Annotated in this window: 17 protein-coding genes and 4 pseudogenes; 17 read left to right on the top strand and 4 right to left on the bottom strand. The window is 51.3% G+C overall.

The annotated features are described in order from the left end of the window. Window positions 1-92 precede the first annotated feature (92 nt). The 7 genes and pseudogenes from AWR27_RS16195 to AWR27_RS16165 form a co-directional block, all read left to right on the top strand. A pseudogene (locus tag AWR27_RS16195) lies at window positions 93-691 on the top strand (homocysteine S-methyltransferase family protein); the annotation flags it as partial. A gap of 51 nt (window positions 692-742) precedes the next feature. Continuing rightward, window positions 743-1,054, top strand: a pseudogene (locus tag AWR27_RS26205) (endonuclease domain-containing protein); the annotation flags it as partial. 138 nt (window positions 1,055-1,192) lie between these two features. After that, a pseudogene (gene metH / locus AWR27_RS26200) lies at window positions 1,193-4,371 on the top strand (methionine synthase); the annotation flags it as partial. A gap of 330 nt (window positions 4,372-4,701) precedes the next feature. Further along, window positions 4,702-5,742 (top strand): AAA family ATPase, encoded by a 1,041-nt coding sequence (locus tag AWR27_RS16180; RefSeq protein WP_077132131.1) that lies wholly within the window; start codon window positions 4,702-4,704, stop codon window positions 5,740-5,742. Between the two features lie 113 nt (window positions 5,743-5,855). After that, window positions 5,856-6,305: a hypothetical protein gene (locus AWR27_RS16175; RefSeq protein WP_157579249.1), complete on the top strand. Its 450-nt coding sequence runs from the start codon at window positions 5,856-5,858 to the stop codon at window positions 6,303-6,305. Between the two features lie 108 nt (window positions 6,306-6,413). Next, window positions 6,414-7,130: a tetratricopeptide repeat protein gene (locus AWR27_RS16170; protein WP_077132129.1), complete on the top strand. Its 717-nt coding sequence runs from the start codon at window positions 6,414-6,416 to the stop codon at window positions 7,128-7,130. Then, window positions 7,088-8,098: a tetratricopeptide repeat protein gene (locus AWR27_RS16165; RefSeq protein WP_157579248.1), complete on the top strand. Its 1,011-nt coding sequence runs from the start codon at window positions 7,088-7,090 to the stop codon at window positions 8,096-8,098. Before AWR27_RS16170 ends, AWR27_RS16165 begins: the two co-directional genes overlap by 43 nt. A 95-nt stretch (window positions 8,099-8,193) precedes the next feature. On the opposite strand, the gene AWR27_RS16160 is transcribed toward AWR27_RS16165, so the two are convergent. Further along, window positions 8,194-8,745 (bottom strand): fasciclin domain-containing protein, encoded by a 552-nt coding sequence (locus AWR27_RS16160; RefSeq protein ID WP_077132127.1) that lies wholly within the window; start codon window positions 8,743-8,745, stop codon window positions 8,194-8,196. A 515-nt stretch (window positions 8,746-9,260) separates the two neighbouring features. Between AWR27_RS16160 and AWR27_RS16155 the strand changes: the two genes are divergently transcribed. The 7 genes from AWR27_RS16155 (at window position 9,261) to AWR27_RS16125 (ending at window position 15,291) form a co-directional block, all read left to right on the top strand. Next, window positions 9,261-9,581: a hypothetical protein gene (locus AWR27_RS16155; protein WP_077132126.1), complete on the top strand. Its 321-nt coding sequence runs from the start codon at window positions 9,261-9,263 to the stop codon at window positions 9,579-9,581. A gap of 100 nt (window positions 9,582-9,681) precedes the next feature. Further along, window positions 9,682-10,344: a hypothetical protein gene (locus AWR27_RS16150; RefSeq protein WP_077132125.1), complete on the top strand. Its 663-nt coding sequence runs from the start codon at window positions 9,682-9,684 to the stop codon at window positions 10,342-10,344. Between the two features lie 130 nt (window positions 10,345-10,474). Beyond that, window positions 10,475-11,146 carry a sensor histidine kinase gene (locus AWR27_RS16145; protein WP_232325850.1) on the top strand — a complete coding sequence of 224 codons (672 nt, stop codon included), beginning with the start codon at window positions 10,475-10,477 and terminating at the stop codon, window positions 11,144-11,146. Between the two features lie 95 nt (window positions 11,147-11,241). Next, entirely contained in the window at window positions 11,242-11,829 is a 588-nt protein-coding gene (locus tag AWR27_RS16140) for a response regulator transcription factor (protein ID WP_335695390.1), read from the top strand. A gap of 74 nt (window positions 11,830-11,903) precedes the next feature. Next, the gene (locus AWR27_RS16135; RefSeq protein WP_077132123.1) at window positions 11,904-12,920 is read left to right on the top strand and encodes a dipeptide epimerase; all 1,017 of its coding nucleotides are present in this window, start codon (window positions 11,904-11,906) and stop codon (window positions 12,918-12,920) included. A 135-nt stretch (window positions 12,921-13,055) separates the two neighbouring features. Then, window positions 13,056-14,021, top strand: coding sequence for an aminotransferase class I/II-fold pyridoxal phosphate-dependent enzyme (locus AWR27_RS16130; protein ID WP_335695389.1), 966 nt, complete (start codon window positions 13,056-13,058; stop codon window positions 14,019-14,021). Window positions 14,022-14,034: 13 nt separating this feature from the next. After that, entirely contained in the window at window positions 14,035-15,291 is a 1,257-nt protein-coding gene (locus AWR27_RS16125; protein ID WP_077132121.1) for a serine hydrolase, read from the top strand. A gap of 69 nt (window positions 15,292-15,360) precedes the next feature. Here the strand turns inward: AWR27_RS16125 and AWR27_RS16120 are convergent, their stop codons facing one another. The 3 genes and pseudogenes from AWR27_RS16120 to AWR27_RS16110 form a co-directional block, all read right to left on the bottom strand. Next, window positions 15,361-16,188 carry a sugar phosphate isomerase/epimerase family protein gene (locus tag AWR27_RS16120; RefSeq protein ID WP_077132120.1) on the bottom strand — a complete coding sequence of 276 codons (828 nt, stop codon included), beginning with the start codon at window positions 16,186-16,188 and terminating at the stop codon, window positions 15,361-15,363. 61 nt (window positions 16,189-16,249) lie between these two features. Next, window positions 16,250-17,175: pseudogene (locus tag AWR27_RS16115) on the bottom strand (2-oxoadipate dioxygenase/decarboxylase family protein). A 17-nt stretch (window positions 17,176-17,192) separates the two neighbouring features. Next, a complete protein-coding gene (locus AWR27_RS16110) occupies window positions 17,193-17,936 on the bottom strand; it encodes an acyl-[acyl-carrier-protein] thioesterase (protein ID WP_077132118.1) in 744 nt (247 codons plus the stop codon). A 131-nt stretch (window positions 17,937-18,067) separates the two neighbouring features. Between AWR27_RS16110 and AWR27_RS25805 the strand changes: the two genes are divergently transcribed. From AWR27_RS25805 to AWR27_RS16095, 3 genes are all read left to right on the top strand, one after another. Further along, complete coding sequence (locus AWR27_RS25805; protein WP_157579247.1) at window positions 18,068-18,580, top strand: ANTAR domain-containing protein; 513 nt, start codon at window positions 18,068-18,070, stop codon at window positions 18,578-18,580. Then, window positions 18,526-18,699, top strand: coding sequence for a response regulator transcription factor (locus AWR27_RS26140; RefSeq protein ID WP_418346642.1), 174 nt, complete (start codon window positions 18,526-18,528; stop codon window positions 18,697-18,699). The genes AWR27_RS25805 and AWR27_RS26140 overlap by 55 nt, the downstream gene beginning before the upstream one ends. Before the next feature lie 115 nt (window positions 18,700-18,814). After that, window positions 18,815-19,726, top strand: a complete 912-nt coding sequence (locus AWR27_RS16095; protein WP_157579246.1) for a hypothetical protein — start codon at window positions 18,815-18,817, stop codon at window positions 19,724-19,726. The last annotated feature ends 448 nt before the right edge of the window (window positions 19,727-20,174 follow it).

Raw genomic sequence — 20,174 nt, 5'->3', positions numbered from 1 at the left:
TGTTGATAAGCCTGGTTTCTTTTCTGTAAATTTGCACTTTTTTGGGACGAACGGCTGTTCTCCTGCAAACAGGCTATAACGTATTGCATCGCTTGAAACCGATAACCGAACTTCTCCGCGAACGTATCCTCGTGCTCGATGGCGCGATGGGCTCCATGATTCAGCAATATCAGCTTACCGAAGCCGATTATCGGGTGAGCGATTTCAGGATTGGTCGCACGACCTGAAGGGCAACAACGATCTGCTGAGCCTGACCCGCCCCGATATTATTCAGGAAATACATCGGCAGTACCTCGACGCCGGGGCCGATATTATTGAAACCAACACGTTTAGCGGCACCAGCATCGCTATGGCCGACTATCGGATGGAATCGCTGGTGTATGAACTGAACTATGAGTCGGCGCGGATTGCGAAAGAAGTGGCCGTTGACTATACCCGCCAGAACCCCGACAAGCCGCGCTTCGTAGCGGGCGCAATGGGGCCAACCAACCGCACCGCCAGTCTCTCGCCCGACGTGAACAACCCGGCCTACCGCGCCGTGACGTTCGATGAGTTGGTCGATGCGTACTACGAACAGGTTTCGGGCTTAGTTGATGGCGGTGCCGACCTCTTGCTGGTCGAAACCATTTTCGATACGCTCAATGCCAAAGCCGCGCTGTTTGCGATTGATAAGTACTTTCAGGAACACCCCACCCCCGGCCCCTCCCCGTTAGGGAGGGGAGCGATTGCTCAGGCTCAGCCGTTGGTTTATAACAACGCGCCGTTTTACCATACAGATTCTGAGCGTTGGAAGTCGTTGAGAGAATTCGCGCGTGAACACAGAAAGCAACCAACAAAGGCAGAAGACGTTCTCTGGCAGCAATTGCGGGGGAGACAGTTGCTGGGGCTTAAGTTTCGCCGACAACACGCCATTCAGGATTTTATTGCCGATTTTGTTTGTATTGAGAAGCGTTTGGTAATTGAAGTGGATGGCTCGATTCATGACCAACAGCAGGAATATGATCTGTTACGCACAGAGTATCTCAATGCGAATGGATTTAATGTTGTCCGTTTCACAAACGAGCAAGTTCTTCACGACGTAAGTTCAGTTCTTAAGCAAATAGAAAAAGCCATTGCCGAGCAATCGAAAGAGTTGAAAAAAACGACTGAGGCTACTCCCCTCCCTAACGGGGAGGGGCTGGGGGTGGGGTATCTCCCCATCATGGTCTCCGGTACCATCACCGATGCCAGTGGCCGGACGCTGTCGGGGCAAACGACCGAAGCGTTTTTGTATTCCATCTCGCACCTGCCGCTGCTGAGCGTGGGGCTGAACTGCGCCCTCGGTGCCGAACCGATGCGGCCCTACATTCAGACGCTCGCCAAAGAAGCTCCCTTCTTTACGTCGGCTTATCCAAACGCCGGTTTGCCGAATGCGTTTGGCGAGTACGACGAAACGCCCGATATGATGGCCGCCCAAATCGAGGGCTTCATCCGCGATAGCTTCGTCAATATTGTGGGCGGCTGTTGCGGCTCTACGCCCGCGCACATCCGCGCCATTGCCGACGTGGCAGCCAGGTACCCGCCCCGACAACTGCCCCAACCCGAACCATACCAGAAACTGAGCGGACTGGAACCGCTGAAAATCACCGAACAAACCAACTTCCTGAACGTCGGCGAACGGACCAACGTAACCGGCTCGAAGAAATTTGCGCGGCTTATCAAAGAAGGCAACTACGACGAAGCCCTGAGCATTGCGCGTGGGCAGGTAGAAGGCGGGGCGCAGGTGATTGACGTAAATATGGACGAAGGCATGCTCGACTCGGTGGAGGCCATGACCACGTTCCTGAACCTGATTGCGTCGGAACCCGACATTGCGCGGGTGCCGGTCATGATCGACTCCTCAAAGTGGGAGGTCATCGAAGCGGGCCTGAAGTGTGTGCAGGGCAAGGCCATCGTGAACTCCATTTCACTGAAAGAAGGCGAAGAAGCATTTATCGAGCGGGCACAACTCATCAAACGTTACGGCGCGGCAACCGTGGTCATGGCGTTTGACGAAACCGGGCAGGCCGACTCCTACGAACGGCGCATTCAAATCTGCGAACGGGCCTACCGGATTCTGGTCGATAAAGTCAACTTTGCCCCGCAGGACATTATCTTCGACCCCAACATTCTGACTGTTGCAACGGGCATCGACGAACACAATAACTACGCCGTTGACTTCATCAATGCCACGCGCTGGATCAAACAAAATCTGCCACTGGCGAAGGTGAGCGGTGGCGTATCGAATATTTCGTTCTCGTTCCGGGGTAACGATGTCGTGCGTGAGGCCATGCACTCGGCGTTTTTGTATCACGCCATCCGCGCCGGGCTGGATATGGGCATCGTGAATGCCGGGCAGTTGGAGGTGTACGACAGTATTCCGAAAGATCTGCTCGAACGGTGTGAAGACGTGCTGCTCAACCGCCGTCCCGATGCTACGGAGCGGCTCGTGGAGTTTGCCGAAACGGTGAAAGCCAAAGGGAAAGTCATTGTTCAGGATGATGCCTGGCGCAGTGAACCCGTTCGCGAACGGCTGAAACACGCGCTCGTAAAAGGCATTACCGACTTTATCGATCAGGACGTAGAAGAAGCCCGTCAGCAGGTCGAGCGGCCATTGCACGTTATCGAAGGTCCACTCATGGACGGTATGAACGTGGTGGGCGACCTGTTTGGCGAAGGCAAAATGTTTCTGCCGCAGGTAGTGAAATCGGCGCGGGTTATGAAAAAGGCCGTAGCGTATCTGACTCCGTTCATCGAAGCCGAAAAGCTCATTGGGGGGATACGTCTACGAATGCCGGAAAAATTCTGCTCGCCACCGTGAAGGGCGACGTGCACGACATTGGCAAAAACATTGTCGGCGTGGTGCTGGGCTGTAATAACTACGAAGTGATTGACCTCGGCGTGATGGTGCCCACCCAGAAGATTCTGGACGAGGCCCGTAAACAAAACGTCGATATTATTGGCTTGAGCGGCCTGATTACGCCCTCGCTCGATGAGATGGTCGGCGTAGCGAAAGAAATGGAGCGGCAGGGTTTTACGATTCCGCTGCTCATTGGCGGGGCTACTACCTCGCGGATGCACACCGCCGTAAAAATCGACCCGCACTATTCGGGGCCGGTGATTCACGTACTCGATGCCAGTCGGAGCGTACCGGTTGCTGGCCGGTTGGTGAGCGATACCGATGGCACGAAAGAAGAAATTTTCCGCGAAATTAAAGCCGAATACGCCAAACTTCGCGACGAACACGCCAGGCGGCAGAAAGAGAAAAACCTGCTTACCATTGAAAAGGCCCGCGCCAATCGCACGACCATCGACTGGAGCGCGTTTGAGCCAACGAAACCGGCTTTTCTCGGCAATCGCTATTTTGAGGACTATGACATTGCCGAACTGGCAAAATACATCGACTGGACGCCCTTCTTCCAGACGTGGCAGTTGAGCGGTAAATACCCCGCCATTTTCGAGGATGCGGTAGTAGGGCAGGAGGCCCGCAAACTGTTCGACGATGCCAACCAACTGTTGCAGGAAATCATCGCCAACAAATCCTTACAAGCCAAAGCCGTAGTAGGCTTTTACCCCGCCAACAGCACCGACGACGACGTGCTACTGCACGAGTATGCCGAAGAAATTCGCGACGTTCCCTGTGAGCGGCACGGTACGCATCGACATATCGAATACAAAATCAGCCGCGCCGAAAATCCGGCCCTGATGAGCGTATCGACCGCTGGAACGCTCGTATACGACACCCGCACCGTGCTGCATTTCCTGCGCCAGCAGAATCAGAAAGCACCGGGTCTGCCCAATTTCTGCTTGGCCGATTTTGTGGCTCCGCTCGACTGTGGGCGTGAAGATTACATCGGTGCGTTTGCCGTTACGGCGGGCATTGGCATCGAAGCGTTACTGGAACGCTACGAGCGCGAACACGACGATTACAACAGTATCATGGTGAAAGCCCTCGCCGACCGCTTAGCCGAAGCTTTTGCCGAGCGGATGCACGAGCGCGTTCGTACCGAGTTTTGGCCCTATGCGACCGGTGAAAAACTGAGCAACGACGAGCTTATCAAAGAAAAATACCGGGGCATCAGGCCCGCCCCCGGCTATCCCGCCTGCCCCGACCATACCGAAAAGGCCACGCTGTTCGAGTTGCTCGACGCGGGCAAAGCGGGCATCGAACTAACCGAAAGTTTCGCGATGTACCCGGCCTCATCGGTGAGCGGCTTCTACTTCAGCCACCCCGAATCGAAGTATTTCGCTGTGGGTAAAATCAGCAAAGATCAGGTGCTGGATTACGCCCTGCGCAAAGACATGCCCATCGAAGACGTAGAACGCTGGCTGGCCCCCGTGCTGGCGTACTAAACGTAGGGCGGGCCTTCATGCCCGCCCAGCCGCAAGGCTACCAAGCAAATAATACGATATTGAATTAGGTGGGGCGTATGGCTGGCGTGCGGCTGACGCACAGGAGACGCAAAGGGTTGCGTCTCTACGCCCGCCGGATGGTATCTGTAGAGACGCAACCCTTTGCGTCTCCTGTGCGTCAGCCATCGCCCTTTGCGTCTCCCTCGCGCCGGCCATACGACAAAGCAACGTCAATAGGGTATGGAAAGCCCGGACGGTTGTATGAACGACCGTCTTTTTTGCGGTCCGACACTTCGGTTGCTAACTTAGGCCCGAAAAGCATCAGATTACATGGATCATTTCATCGACCAGATCGACATCCGCAATTTCAAATCCATCCGCGAACTGAGCGTCAGCGGCTTCAAGCGTATCAACTTGTTTCTCGGTCGCCCGAACGTCGGCAAGTCTAATATTCTCGAAGCGTTGTCGCTGTTTAGCTTGCCGTATGTGTGGGAAGGGTCGAAGAAGTTGACGGATTTGGTAAGACTGGAGAATACTGTTGAGATTTTTTGGGAGGGTGATATTTCTAAAGAAGCATATGTCATTACAAGGACAAGGGAGAATCCTTTAAGTAATATCTGCCTTATAAAATTTGAGCCGCTGAAAAGGGCGTTATTAGGAGAAATTAACGATTTGTTCAGTACTGAGGGCAGAGGAAATGATTTCAGGGTACTTCTACCTAAACCCAATTGGGTTATCGACTTTAATTTAAAGTTGATAAAGGCTCCTAAGTCAAGTAAGTCAATTATTAAGTTTTACAAGTTTATAACGTCTATAAAACCCAAAAAAAACAGTAGTCATTATTTACAACCTCCCTACGGCTCTAATCTTCTGAGCGTTCTCGAAATAATGCCCGAACTCCGCCAAACTTACGCCCAATGGTTTCGGCAGTACGGCTTGCGTTTAGTCCTTGATACAGCCAGTCAATCGCTGAAAGTGCAGAAGGAAAAAGGGGAAGATGAGGTTTTCCAGTTGCCGTATTCCTCCGTCGCCGATACACTCCAGCGTATTATCTTTTACAAAACAGCCGTTGCGTCTAACCAGAATTCGGTGCTGCTGTTCGAGGAGCCGGAAGCCCACGCGTATCCGCCGTATATTTCTGAATTTACGCACGAAGTGGTCAAGTCAACTACCAATCAGTTCTTCATTGTTACGCACAGCCCGCTGATTGTAGAACAGTTTCTGACTGAAGCAATTGATGACCTCGGCATCTTTATGGTCGATTTCAAAGATGGGCAAACGACCGTGAAAGGATTGACCACCGACGAAATCAGAGAGGTGTACCGGTATGGTATGGACCTGTTTTTTAATGGCGACTCATTTCTTGATTGATGGACCAGCATATTATCCCTGAGTGCTACATTGATACCCGGCTGGTAAAGACGTTAGAACCACCCAAAGTCAGATACAATCATCAGCATGGGTGTTCTAACGTCGAGAAAGCCATGAAGAAGTTAAGGGGTGATTTTGCCCTGGGGATCATCGACAAAGACAAAAAAGCACTCAAGTACTTAGATGAATGTCAGCTTGTCTGTGAGCTTGACGGTTTTCTGCAACTGCTTAGACATCAGACGGAACACCATTATTTGATCATGATTCGACCGGCTATGGAAAGGTGGATTTTGAATACAGCCAGTGTTGCCAGTCTGTCGCTACCAGATTTCGATCTTCCTGATAATCTGGAAAAGCTCTGCGATCTGACAAAGACCGCCAAAAGCGACAGAGAAGACTCTAATGCACAAAAGTTTGGTCGGCTGTTTAAAGAGCTGAAACGTAGTAATCCACCCGCCATTGCCATTCTTACGTTTTGGATTAGCTACCTTAAAGCCAATCCTTACACGGCTGATGTTGATTGGCTCGTATTGGAAACAGAGCGACTAATTGCTCAAAACTAAACGCATCGCCATTGGCAAAAAATCAACGTAATTTTCCCATTACTCAAATTAACTTGACTGTGAGTCAGGTAGTTGCTACCTTTCTGCATACATCACGTCTGTTTGAGCATGAAGCGCGTTCATCTATATTCATTCCTGCCCGTTTTGCTGCTCGCCAGGCTGCTGAGCAACTTTTTTGAACCTGAAAGTCGCCCATCTGAAGAAAGTTTAGTCCGAGACCTGAGTCAGATTCCGGTTTGTGGCTTGTCGCATGTGGGCGGGGTTCCTGATGCACTGCTGAAACAGACCGTCGTGCTACGGTCGGGGGTGGGGCAGTTTGCTACGTTAACGTCGTCAAAAAGTGAGAAAGCTCAAGCCTATTTTGAGCAGGGTATGGGGTATTTGCACGGCTACGCGCTGATTGAAGCGGCCCGCTCGTTTCATGAAGCCCTTCGCCATGATTCGACGATGGTGATGGCTCACGTTGGCCTGAGTCGGGTTTTTATGGAGTTAGACGACAATAAGGCTGCCTACGAATCGGCTGAAGCTGCCCAAAAACTGGCCCAATTTGCATCAGAACGTGAGCAGGCGCATGTCGAGCTGCGGTTTGTTCAACTGAAAGCCGTTGATTCGCTTCACAACAAAACCTTGCTGAATGAGTATCGTTCGGCTATAAAGCGGCAGGTAAAGCGTTTTCCGCAGGATGCTGAACTCTGGCTCATGGCCGGAAATGCCTATGAAGGGCTGGCATCGGACGCGGGCAGGGTTCATCGAAGGCGGGTATTGCTATCTATGAAAATGTGTTGCGGAAGTTCCCAAATCACCCTTCGGCACACCATTTTCTGATTCATGCCTACGAGGGTAGGGCCGATTACCAGAGGGCACTCGAACACGGCAAAGTCTATGCGAGTATGGCTCCTAATCTGGCCCATTCGCTGCATATGTATGCCCATGACCTGATGAAAACCGGTAATGTGGACGAGGCCATTGCTCAGATGAAACAGACCGATGGTATCGAGCGGAATCTCTACAAAACAGAAGGTTATCCGTCGATGTATGACTGGCATCACATCCACAACATATCCTTACTGGCTCTGTGCTATCAGTATCAGGGACGTATAAGCGAAGCCGAAGCACTGGTAAAAGAGCGGTACGAGACCGAAAGGCCCATAAACCGGGCGCAGACGTTTTACAACAAAATGGGTTACCCGGCCCTGCTCATTAAGCAAAATCGTGATGCCGAAGCCCTGCCGATGGCTATCCAGTTAACCACTGCCCAAACCCCCGGCGAACAGGCCATTGGGCATTGTCTGGTTGGGATGATTCAGTTGAAACAAGGGCAACTCGACCCCGCCCGGCAGTCGCTGAAGGCATCGATGAGTGCGTTGAAAGAAGCTAAGAAACACGACAAGAGCAATCGGCTCTCGTCGTGGCTTGAGCCGCATCCCAAATTTTTGTCGGCCCTAATCGCTCTATCTGACCCCGCTGAGCGCGACAAAGGGTTGATTGAGATACGCAAATTTCAGGCTACTGCCCGCGCACAATATGGTCCTGACCCCTGGGCCGAAGCACTGTTTCAGTTGGAGACCATTGTGCAGGTAGCCTGGCAACTGAACCTGTTCGACCTTGCCGAAGCGTCAACCAAACTCTTGGCCGAGCACGACCCAGCCTATCCCGGTACGCACTTTGCCCTTGCCCGCCTTGCCGCTCAGAAAGGCGATGCAGCCACTGCCCAACGCGAACAGCAACTGGCCCGGCAAGGCTGGTCTAAAGCCGACGCGCCTTTTCTAACCCAGAATTTTGACCGAAAATAATGCGTTGAATACTGGTGCCGACAATAGCCAAAACGCCCCGCAACAATGTGCTGCGGGGCGTTTTGGCTATCTGGTCTTGATAGAAGCAGAAGATTTTACGGCATCAGCACGGTGTCGATAACGTGAATAACGCCGTTCGACTGGTTGACGTCGGCGATTGTCACCGTAGAAACGCCACCTTTCGCGTCTGTAATCTGAACCTTGTCGCCTTTCAGCATGGCCGTCAGCGTACCACCGCCCACGGTTTTGATCATGGTTTTGCCGCCGTCTTTCTTAATCATGCCCACCAAGTCGGTAGCACTCACTTTGCCAGCCACCACGTGGTTGGTCAGAATACCCGTCAACATGGTTTTGTTTTCGGGTTTTACCAGCGTTTCAACCGTACCTTTAGGCAGTTTGTCGAAGGCTCCGTTGGTCGGTGCAAACACCGTAAACGGGCCTGGACCCGATAGCGTTTCGACCAACCCGGCGGCCTTTACAGCGGCTACGAGCGTGGTGTGATCTTTCGAGTTTACCGCATTTTCAATTATATTCTTGGACGGGTACATCGGGGCACCGCCAACCGTCACTGTTTTTTCCTGAGCAAAACCCGCCTGACCAACGGCCAGCAGTGCAACAAGCGAAAGGGCAAATTTGAACAACTTCATGTTATTTGGTTTTCAACGTGAAAAATGTGTACCGAATATGATCGATCATTTGCCTAACTTACGGTTGAGGGTACAAGTTTAGATTTATTTGAAAAGAAGCATTTTAATAATAGTTTGATAATGAGGTAATTTTATTCATCGTCAAACGCGCTGAAGGTATACTCGGTATATAAAACAACCGCCCAACAAATTGTCAGGCGGTTGCGCGTTTCAGGAAAGGTGATGCGGAAATGACATAGATAGAATCAACAGGACAAATGTGCGCTCGCGACGAGAAAAAATATAGGGGATATTGGCCCTAAATCAGCCAGTGAAAAAGACGGGTTTCCATACGGGAGATTTCCCGTATTTTCTTCAGTAAAAGCGGTATTTGGTACATATTTTCTATTTAAAATACTGATAATTAGACTGTTAATTTTTGTCTTTATCTTGAAAGAACGCTTCCTGTTGGCAGAAAATCATTATTTACTGTAGCTTGGCAGCGATTAAATTAACCCCCAATTCACTTATCTCTCATGGCTAAAATAATCGATGAACAAGGTATCGTGGTAGACGAAATTCCAGCAGAGGTTCTACAGGAATACAAAGCCTACTACCAGAATGAACCTGTCTTTGAGCCTGTACCTTTCACTGCTGCAACGGTAGGCACAGCAGTGCTGAACTCACTTATGAGATCGCCACAATTTGGCGGTGTCCGCGTCGATCTGGTTAAAAAAGAACCCGACGCAACAAAAATTTTTGTGATGGTATCGGCAGCAGATTCCGAAAGAAAAGCAATTCTGGCCGATGATGCGCTGGTGCAATTAATCGATTGCCCATCGTCTGCCTGCCCCTGATGAGTAGGTCGATGTAATGCCGAACGTTTCTAAACCGGACAAGCGATAGTCGGCAACGGCATAAGCCGTTGCCGATATCCTTTCAAACCTATGAATAACGATGCCTGCCTGGATTGATAAAGTAATTATTTATGATAAAATCTATCTACTCCTGATTGTGCTTTCTATAGGCACTTTGCTTTTTGGCTATAAAACCCTGACGAAGAATTTAAAAGTGCTGCTACTTTTCGCAGCCGCTCACTTCACCACCGAGTTTGGTTCGCTTTACATTCATTATGGTTTAGGTCGAGATAACTATCTGATATACCATCTGTTCGCATGTATAGGATATGGGCTGTTAGCCGCTTTTTTCTTCTACACGCTCACAAGTAAGACAGCTATAAGAGTGGTGTTGGCGTCAGTACCGGTGTACTGGCTTCTATGGCTGCTTTATGTACTAACATGGGAACCCGTCACAGAATATTGCGCACTGGCCTTCATGACAGAACACCTCTTTATGATTGTCTTTTGTTTTGCCTTTTTCCGAACCATCTTAACCTACAAACAACCGTATCGGCCTGAGAAGGACCGAACTTTCTGGATTGTTACCGGGCTGTTCTTCTACTTTGCCGGCAATTTCTTCATATTGAGTTGCTATAATTATATTGAAAAACACCACCATGACATACTGACTGGCTTTTACTATGCAGGTTATACATTTAATTATTTGCTCTATCTGACAATTATCGTAACGGGTTTTGTTCGTTTCCCTGCCCATGACTGATACTAATAACTACGATATTGTATTGGTAGTAACCGGCACAGTCGTCGTGCTTTTGATGGCGCTTTTCAGCGTAAGCTTTATCTTCTATTACCACCGTCGGCAACGGGAATCCACGCGCGAAAAACAGGCTATGCAAGCAGACTTCGAGCGTGAACTGCTGCAAACCCAGCTCGAAACCCAAAACCATACGCTGCTCCAGGTTGCCGAAGAATTGCACGATAACGTGGGCCAATTGCTCACGGTGGCCGTTATGCGGCTGAACCAATTGGAAGACGAAGTGGAAGGGGAAACCGCGCAACAATCGGTGCAGCAAACCCGCGAGGTAATTGATACGATTATTGCCGACGTGCGGTCGCTGGCGAAAACACTCGATCATAACACCGTTCGGCGGTTTGGGTTTTTACCCAGTCTGACGCTCGAACTCGAACGGATTCAGCGGGTTGGACGCGTACAAACGCAGTTGCAAACTACCGGCGAACCTTTCTCGCTGGGCGAACAGGCCGAAACCGTATTGCTGCGAATAGCGCAGGAGTCGCTCAACAACGCCATGAAACACGCCCATGCCAGTATGCTAATCGTTTTGGTCGACTACCAGCCTGACTCATTTACGCTGACTGTCAGCGATAACGGCGATGGCTTTCGGGTCGATGAGGTAAACGCCCGACTCATTGACCGGGCCGGTTCGGGGCTTAGTAACCTACAACGCCGGGCCAAACTCCTGCATGGTGCCTGCGCCATCGAGAGCCGACCCGACGCAGGTACCCGCGTGTGTGTTACCCTGCCGCGTAATTCGGTGAATTAACGTGTAAATCGCATAAAATATCCCCCGATTCCGGTATTGCATAGGGTCGATTGATCACCTAACTTTCTGGTCGTCAATCTTATCCTCTCTATGCCATGCCCGTATCCATCGCCATTGCCGACGACCACCATTTAGTGGCCGAAGCCTTCTCTAATCTGATTCAGAAATTTGAAAATTATGACGTACTGCTCCTGGCCGACAATGGTCGTGATCTGCTCAACCAACTGCGCTACGCCAATCGGTTGCCCGACATTGTGTTGGTAGACCTGAACATGCCCGAAATGGATGGCTTTGAAACAGCCGACCAACTTCGGCAACTCTATCCGTCGATTCGGGTGCTGGCTTTGTCGATGACCGACCGCGAAGAACACATCGTGCGTATGCTGCGTAATGGCGCACGGGGATACCTGCTCAAAGGATGCCGCTCGGCAGAGCTGCGCCGGGCACTCGACGACGTAATGGACAAAGGATTTTACTACTCCGATTTTTTGACGAAGCAACTCATCCGCAGCCTGCACACACCCGAAACACCCGGCCATAACACCTCGTTTGGGCTAAACAATCGGGAGTTCGATTTTCTGAAGATGGCCTGTAGTGAACTGACATACAACGAGATAGCGGATAAGATGTGCGTTAGCCCACGCACTGTAGATGGTTATCGGGAGGTGGTTTTCAGAAAATGAGTGTGCGTACCCGCGTTGGCATGGTCATGGAAGCCGTTCGGCACGGGTTGGTGGAGTTGTAGTATCTTTGCTACATGCAACTTTACCTTCACTCGTTCGACCTGCGTTTACGACATACGTTTACCATTGCCCACGATAGCCGCGACGTGCAGCCAACGCTTATCATTGACCTGCGCGACGGGTCTTTTGCTGGCTATGGCGAAGCTACGGCCACGCGCTACTACGGGTTCACGGTCGAGGGTATGGCAGCCCTGTTAGAGTCGCTTCGGCCACTTGTGGAACAGCACGAACTAACTGATCCTGAACAGTTTTGGGCCGAGATGCAGCCGCATCTGGCGCAAAACCCGTTCGCGCTTTGTGCGCTCGATCAGGCTGCATGGGACCTGTGGGCCAAAAAACAGGGCAAACCCCTCTACCAATGCTGGAAACTTGACCCCGCCCGCAGCCCAATTACCAACTACACCATTGGCCTCGACACGCCCGGGCGCATGCTCGAAAAAATGCTCGAATGGCCGTGGCCCCTCTACAAAATCAAATTAGGAAAGGGCGATGCAGACCTCGACACCGTGCGGCTGCTGCGTCAGCATACCGATTCGCGCTTTCGGGTCGATGCCAACTGTGGCTGGACTGCCGACCAAACGCTGGCCTACGCCCCCGAATTAGCCGCGCTCGGCGTTGAGTTTATTGAACAACCCCTGCCCGCCAACGATTGGGCCGGGGCAAAGCGCGTTTATGAACAGTCGCCCCTGCCAATTATTGCCGACGAAAGTTGCATCACAGAAACCGACGTGGCCCGGTGTGCGGGTCATTTCCACGGTGTCAATATCAAACTCATGAAATGCGGAGGGCTGACACCCGCCCGACGTATGATTACCGATGCCCGGCAACGTGGCCTTAGCGTAATGGTTGGCTGTATGACCGAGTCGAGTGTGGGTATTTCGGCCATTGCCCAACTGCTGCCCCTGCTCGATTACGCCGATCTCGACGGTTCGCTGCTCATTGCCAACGACCCTGCCGCTGGCGTTACCATTGAGCAGGGACACATTGTTTATGCCGATGAGAATGGCACCGGGGCGCGGCTAATTTCTTAAAAAACGTGAATGTGTGCCGCAATGGAATTGAACGAGCGAACGAGTAAACCGATATTTATAGACCATATTCCTGATCGCGAAATCACGTATGAGGGGCGTAACTATCTGTTTTTCAGTGGAACCGCTTACCTGGGTTTGCCACAATCTCCGGCGTTTCGGGCGTTGCTGACAGACAGTATGGCGCGATATGGTACGGCCTTTGGCAGTTCGCGAAACGGTAATCTGCAACTGAACGTGTACGACGAAGCCGAGGCAAAACTGGCCCGCTGGGTTGGGGCCGAAGCCGCGCTAACGTTATCGTCGGGGATGATGGCCGGGCAAGTGATTGTCAACTACCTGCGGGGGCAGCGGGCAACGTTCATCTATGGACCCTACGCACATCCGGCTCTGTGGCACGACCCCGATGTCCAGCCACCCACGCTGCCGTTTGCCGACTGGGCACATCGGCTGCCCGTTCAAATACGCTCGTTGCCGCCCGGCCCGGTAGCAATCCTGACTAATTCGGTAAACGGCGTTCGGTCGGACTATTATTCGTTCGACTGGCTACCGGAGTTGCCTGACGACCGCCCGATTACGCTGGTCGTTGATGATTCGCACGGGCTGGGTGTGCTGAACGACGGGCGCGGTATCTGGCCGCAACTGGTTCATAAACAAAATGTTAGTTTGCTGGTGACGGCCTCGCTGGCAAAAGGCATGGGTTTGCCGGGGGGCGCGGTATTCAGCAGTGCCGGGACAATTAATTCCCTGCGCCAAACCGCGTTTTTTGGGGCTTGCTCGCCTATGCCACCCGCTTATGCCGACGCGTTTCTGCACGCCGACGCGCTCTACGCCGAAGGTCGCGACCGATTGTACGAAAACATCCGGCTGGCCGAAAAATTACTGATGCCTACCGGCCTGTTTCACCACGCGCCGGGCTATCCGGTTTTCTTCACCGAACAAGACGACTTATATTCGTTTCTGCTCGAACGGGGTATTTTGGTTTATTCATTCGCTTACCCGACTGTCAACGACCGGGCCAATACCCGCATCGTCATCAGCGCGTTTCATACCGTCGATGATATCCAAACCTTAGCCAACGCTGTATATGAGTATGTTTTTTAAACGCAGAGTTAACATGAGTTTAACGCAGAGATCGCTGAGATTTCTCTGTGTTCTCTGCGTCTACCTCTGCATCTCTGCGTTTAAATCCTCGGCTCAGCAGACCGACAAACTCCTGGCCGACCTGCTCGCTAAAAATGCCGATCTGTTCGGGCCAATTGTACGTAACCCGGCCAAATACGACGTGCAGATTCTGTACACGCAAATCGACCGCGACGCACAAAACCGCCCTTCGTTCAAAACCTACCGTTACCGGGTCGATAAAACCCGCTATTTCTACCCGGCCAGCACCGTAAAATTTCCGGCAGCTCTACTCGCGTTGGAGAAACTAAACCAACTGAAAATCAGTCGCGATGCGGCCATGCTGACCGATTCTGCGGGGTACGGGCAAACCGCTGTTCGGCGCGACACAACGGCGCAAAATGGGTTGCCTTCGGTGGCGCATTACGTTAAAAAAATTTTGTTGGTAAGCGATAACGACGCATTTAACCGGCTCTATGAGTTGTTGGGACAGTGTGCCATAAACGAGCAACTTTACGCGAAAGGGTATGAAAACCTACGCATTGTTCACCGGCTCGAATCGGCCATGACGCCCGACCAGAATCGCCGAACCAACCCGATCCGGTTTGTTGATAACACAGGCAAAACGCTCTACCAGCAACCTGCACAGGTTTGCGACCGAACACCCAAAGCCGACGGGGTGATTCTACGGGGCGATGGCTTCATGCGTCGGGACACGCTTGTTCGGCAACCATTCAACTTTACCGAAAAGAATTTTTTCGCTCTCGAGGAGCAACAGAACATCCTGAAAGCGGTGTTGTTTCCCGAAGCGGTTCCGGCCCAACAGCGTTTCAACCTGACCACCGACGATTACAATTTTCTTTACCATCATCTGTCGCAATTACCCCGCGAAAGTACATATCCGCGCTATGATTCGACGTATTACGATAGCTATTGCAAATTCCTGCTCACGGGCGATCAGAAGGGGCCGTTCCCCAAAAACATTCGCATTTTCAATAAAGTGGGCGATGCCTATGGCTACCTGCTCGATAACGCTTACATCGTTGATTTCGACAAGGGTATCGAATTCATGCTGGCGGCTGTCATTTACTCCAACGAAGATGGAATCCTGAACGACAGCAAGTATGATTACGACACCGTTGGTATGCCGTTCATGGGCAATCTGGGCCGGATTATCTACGAGTATGAAGCAAGCCGCAAACGAACGCGAAAGCCTGATTTGCAGAAGTTTAAAGTGAAAAATGAAAAGTGAAAAATGCTTAGTTGCGGCCTGTGCCTACCCAAATCGGGGAATGATATCACACTTTTAATTTTTCGCTCATTACTTCAACCCCGCCAGAAAGGCCAGACTGAGAGCCATTTGCTCCATCGAGCGCGACGATTCGTCTTCGATAAAATAATGCTTCACCCCCGACTTTTTGGCTTGTTTCATAATGGCCGCAATACCAACGTCGCCCTGCCCCAGCGTTACGTTCGACTCCACGTCGGCGTGGCCGTTCATGCTATCGGGGGTGCCGGGTTTGCGGTCTTTGAGGTGCATTAGCGGGAAACGTTTTGGGTATTTCTGTAGCAGCGCAACGGGGTCGTAGCCGGGCGATTTCACCCAGTACACATCCATTTCAAAGTTGCAGTTTTTAGGGTCTAAATTCGCGGCTAAGTAATCAAAAAAGGTACCGTCCTGGTAGGTCTGAAACTCGTAGCCATGCGTGTGGTAACAGAGCGACAGGCCATTTTCGGCCAGCAGCCGCCCGGCGGTGTTGAACACGTCGATGGCCCGGTCGGCGTCCTGCACCGTAAACGCATCGCCGTTGTGCGGAATCCAGAAACAGACTACGTACTTGACACCCAGAGCTTTGGCTTCCCGAACTACCTTTGGCACGTTATTGTCTAAGTCCTTAAAATCGGCCCCCGTACCAATGGCTTTCAGACCATTTTTTGCCAATAAAGCTGCAAAATCAGCCGCAGCCATGCCATACGTACCGGCCAGTTCGACCTCACGGAAGCCCAACTGCCGTACCATTGCCATTGTACCCGGCACGTCTTTCGCAAACTGATTTCGGAAGCTGTATAATTGCAATCCCACCGGTGCGGCTTTCTGCGCCAGCACCAGAGACGAGAGCAGGAGAAGGGGAAAAAGCAGGTACCTCATGGCAGTTTACAGTTTTCGATTGGTGGCGATTTGTTACCAACCGAAAACCGTAAACGCTTCTCTATCTACCCGTTTGCGTCGTAAACGTACTCTCAAAAATTTTGTCAGCGTTACCCGTCTCGAATCCTTCGCGCCGGTGTTCGCGGCCAAGCTTATTGGTGGGCAGGTCGGCAAATTGCGGCAATACGCGCCGTTCGGCAAACTCAACATACGAACCGGCGATGCGGGCTGTTTCGCCATTGGCAAAGTCGGCCTCAATCATCTGCGCAACGGTCGATGCCTGCCGCAGCCCCCCGTCGGGGCTGACCTTGACAACGCCCCCCGCCGAGTTGAGTTTAAAGCCCCGATTTTGCAGAAACGCCACAAACTCGTCGATGGTATTATACCCCGGTTTGAGGTTATGTACGCTGATTGTGAAGTGGTTGAGGTAGTAGCGGTTGTAAATCACCCACGCGGCATATTCGCTTTCGGCCAGCAGTGTCTGGTAGTCGGCCAGGGTAGGCGTTTGCCAGAGTGGGCGGTGCAGAAACGCATCCACGGCTGCGGCATCGTCCAAATCCAGTGCATCGACCGGGTCGCTCGTAACGGTGTCGGTATATGTGTGGATAATCTGCTGCGCCTTGTCTGACAACTCGTGTACCCGCAACTCGCTGGCGAAGATGCGAGGCAGGTTTTCCCCCAGCGTGGATTCTCCGGCAGGTGGCGCGTACCAGTAGGCTGAGAGTTTCTTTTCTTTGAAATCGAACGGGTCGCGTTTCTGGTAGCCGTAGTGCAGAAAAATTTTCTCGAAAGACGCCAGACCGAGGTTCGGTACGCCCATCGTGCGAAACGCAATGTGGTCATTCTCAATGTCGTCGGCAGAATCAATTACGCCCGCGTCGATGAGGGCGGTAATCACGCCCTGCACGTCGGGTACGCGCTCGCTATACCGGCGCATCAGCCCGCCAGTACGCCGTCTAATGTGGTTGAAGTTGGTGAAGTGGTCATAGTTAGTTTGGTCAAAATTATCGCCAGCGGCTTCGGGCCAGAATCACGTCTTTGCTGGTTTCGGCCTGTTCGATGCGGTGCCGGAAGGTCAGCGCATCATCGGCATCAGCGCGAATCAGAAGTTGGTCGGGCCAGTGGCTTTCGTTGCGGAAAATTACGTCAAGTTCGGCTAATTCGCTTGTCTGTAACATCTCTTTTGGCATCGCTTCGAGCAGCCACTGCACATACGACACATTGTTGACATGCTGATTCTGGTCTATATCGAACCAACCGACCGTTACCGATTGCGTTTCTGTGGAAACAACAGGGATAGCCTGAAAATCGGGTTTAAGTGTCAGTTTTGGTAGAGAATCAACGTCGGCTGGGGGCGTCAGGGTGCGGATAAAATCAGGCATCGGCACCATCGACCGCTTCTCCGTACTGAACACGAGCCACGTGCTGCGGGCATCGGCCAATAACGTATCGTCGTCGGCCAATACCCGAAAATCGCGGTGAATAAAATACTTTTCAACGAAGGTCGGGTAGGTTATAACCCGGATATGTTGGCCGTAATGTGGATACTGATGCATTCGCAGGCCGAAGCGCATGAGCATCCAGCCGTAGCCGCGTTGGGCCAGATCGTTGATACCGATGCCGTAATCTATAACATTGCGGTTGGCCGACTCCTGCATAAAATTCATCAGAGCTGGTATACTCAGCAGCCCGTTGGCATCGCATTCATAGCCGCGCAGGGCATACGTATCGGTTTGTATGAAAGACATGGCAGCAAAGGTAAGGCCGTCATGTGGCAAAAACTGCTTTACTTGAAGCGTATATCATATGAAATAAATTGATTACTAAAGTTGCCTGCTATTGCTTTTCTTTGTCGGTCTTGTACACCGTAACTCTCGCGATGCATCCAACTCTTTTACTGGCAAAAAGCCAGCCATTGGCCCTTAATTATTGGAAAGCCCAATTGGAAGAAGCGGGCTACACTGTACTTCCGTTCTGCAAAAAAGCCAGTGACTGGCTGTCGGTTATCCGGCAAACAAAGCCCTACCTGCTGTTTATTGAAGCCACTTTCGCCAATAATACCGGGCTTGAGCTTGTCCGGCAAACCCGACTCCTGCACCCGGCAACGCGCTGCGTGGTGTGTGTGCCAGCATTGCCTGCTTACTATTTGAAAGCCATTGAGGTTGATGCCAGCGGCTACCTGCCCGACAACATTGGCGACCCCGCCGAGGTGCTGCACTGTTTTGAGCAGGTAGGCCAGGGCTATCGCTATATCAGCCCGATATTCTCGGCGGTGTTGCCACTACCACCCAGCAGAAACAAGAAGCGGTCAATGCGCTATCTGACCGTCATAGGCAGATACTGCGCCTTGTCGCCAAGGGATATACGTCCCGGCAGATTGGTGTCGAACTAAATCTATCGGTATCGACGGTCGATAACCACAAATACCAGATGAGTCAGAAACTTGGCTTGCCCGGCGTACATGCGCTCAAAGTATTTGCGGGTTCGGTAGCCTTCTGGCTGGCTGAATGACTGAGTAATCTAAACACTGTAGGCAGTTTCTACTATAGTTATAGAAACTGCCTACGGTTTTCGCTGTCAATAGGCAGTTTTGCCCATTGCGTTACACTAAATAGACTCCTCATATTTGCACAGCAAAGCCGCTCTCGCCATTGGACCGGACGGAAAGCGGCTTGCGTGGTCTCATGTTTCATTAAAACCAAGTGCAATTTATGAGAAAATGTTACAGTATAGTAGTATTGGTCTCAATACTACTATGCCATTTCGCGATGGCTCAGTCGCCTGTGCCTTCCCTTCCGAAGGGCCACCTACGCAGAGATACAGAGCTAAAACTCCCACCTTCGGTATCACTGTGGCCATACCCTTCTGGAAGATTTTCAAGAAGAAGCCAAATGCGATTCTGGACAAATTGCATGAAGAGGTCTTCCTCAACTCGGATGAACAATTGCCAATTGTTGCTGAACCAGTGGAGCTAGAAACAGATTTGGATGCTGATCTTGTTTCAGATACAATCGCTCTACCCGTAGAAGTACACGCGCCGATGTACGACTTAGATCCGGTGACGGTAACTGCACCGCGTTTGCCACCACCACCTCCTCCAATGCCGAATTACTCGGGTGGTGGATGGACAATGCCTTCAGTGGGCAATCAAACACTCGAACCGAATGGTGGTGGCGGGGAGGAAATGGAGACACCTCAACAAAAGAAAGATAGAGAGTGTCAAGAATGTAAAACTATTATGCAAAACAAGTATGATAGCCGCATGAATCATATTAGATACGAGACTGTGCGGGACTTCGCAGTGGTATGTCATCTTGAGGGAGGGCTTGCCTTCACTGCGGTGAATGTTGTAGGGAGCTGGGCGCATTTTTTCCCTGGTATAGGTACTGCTACTGTTGAGTTGCTCGCCGTAATTGGTGGATTGGCGGTTGATATTAACTGTTTGGTTAATAGAGCTCTTAACACAGTTAAGGAGATGAATGATGCAAAAGCAGCTTTATATACTGACATGCAAACTTGCGACAGTAAGTGCAATTAACGGCTTATGGCTCAAAACTATGGAGAATAATTACATATTTTGGGGTCTAGCGTCGTTGGTAATATCAATTTTGACGTTTCTGCTTTTCCGGTTCTTTATAAAAAATAAACGGAAAGCACTTGTATATTGGCTTGTGTACACGGCCATACACTATACTTGTGTGGGTCTACTTTTATGGGTGATTGGGCCGGAACTTTGGCAATGACGTTGGTAAAAATGCTCCGTCTAAACACCAACACCCCCGCTATGCTGGTCAGGGGTGTTGGTGAGAAGGATTATGAAGCGAAGCAGAAAAAGGCCAATTATCGACAAGCAACAGTTGGCTGCTGCCACGGTCATTCTCGGAGGGGTTGTGGGCGGAGTTGTTGGCATAATCAACGTACTACAAGGCGACTGTCTTTGTCCAGAGTGCATTGATGATAACGGGAACTTAAGTTGTACGCTCCCA

It is taken from the genome of Spirosoma montaniterrae (assembly GCF_001988955.1).
Taxonomy (GTDB): domain Bacteria; phylum Bacteroidota; class Bacteroidia; order Cytophagales; family Spirosomataceae; genus Spirosoma; species Spirosoma montaniterrae.
The sequence above is the reverse complement of the archived record's forward strand: the minus strand, read 5'-3'. Positions and strand labels throughout refer to the sequence as shown.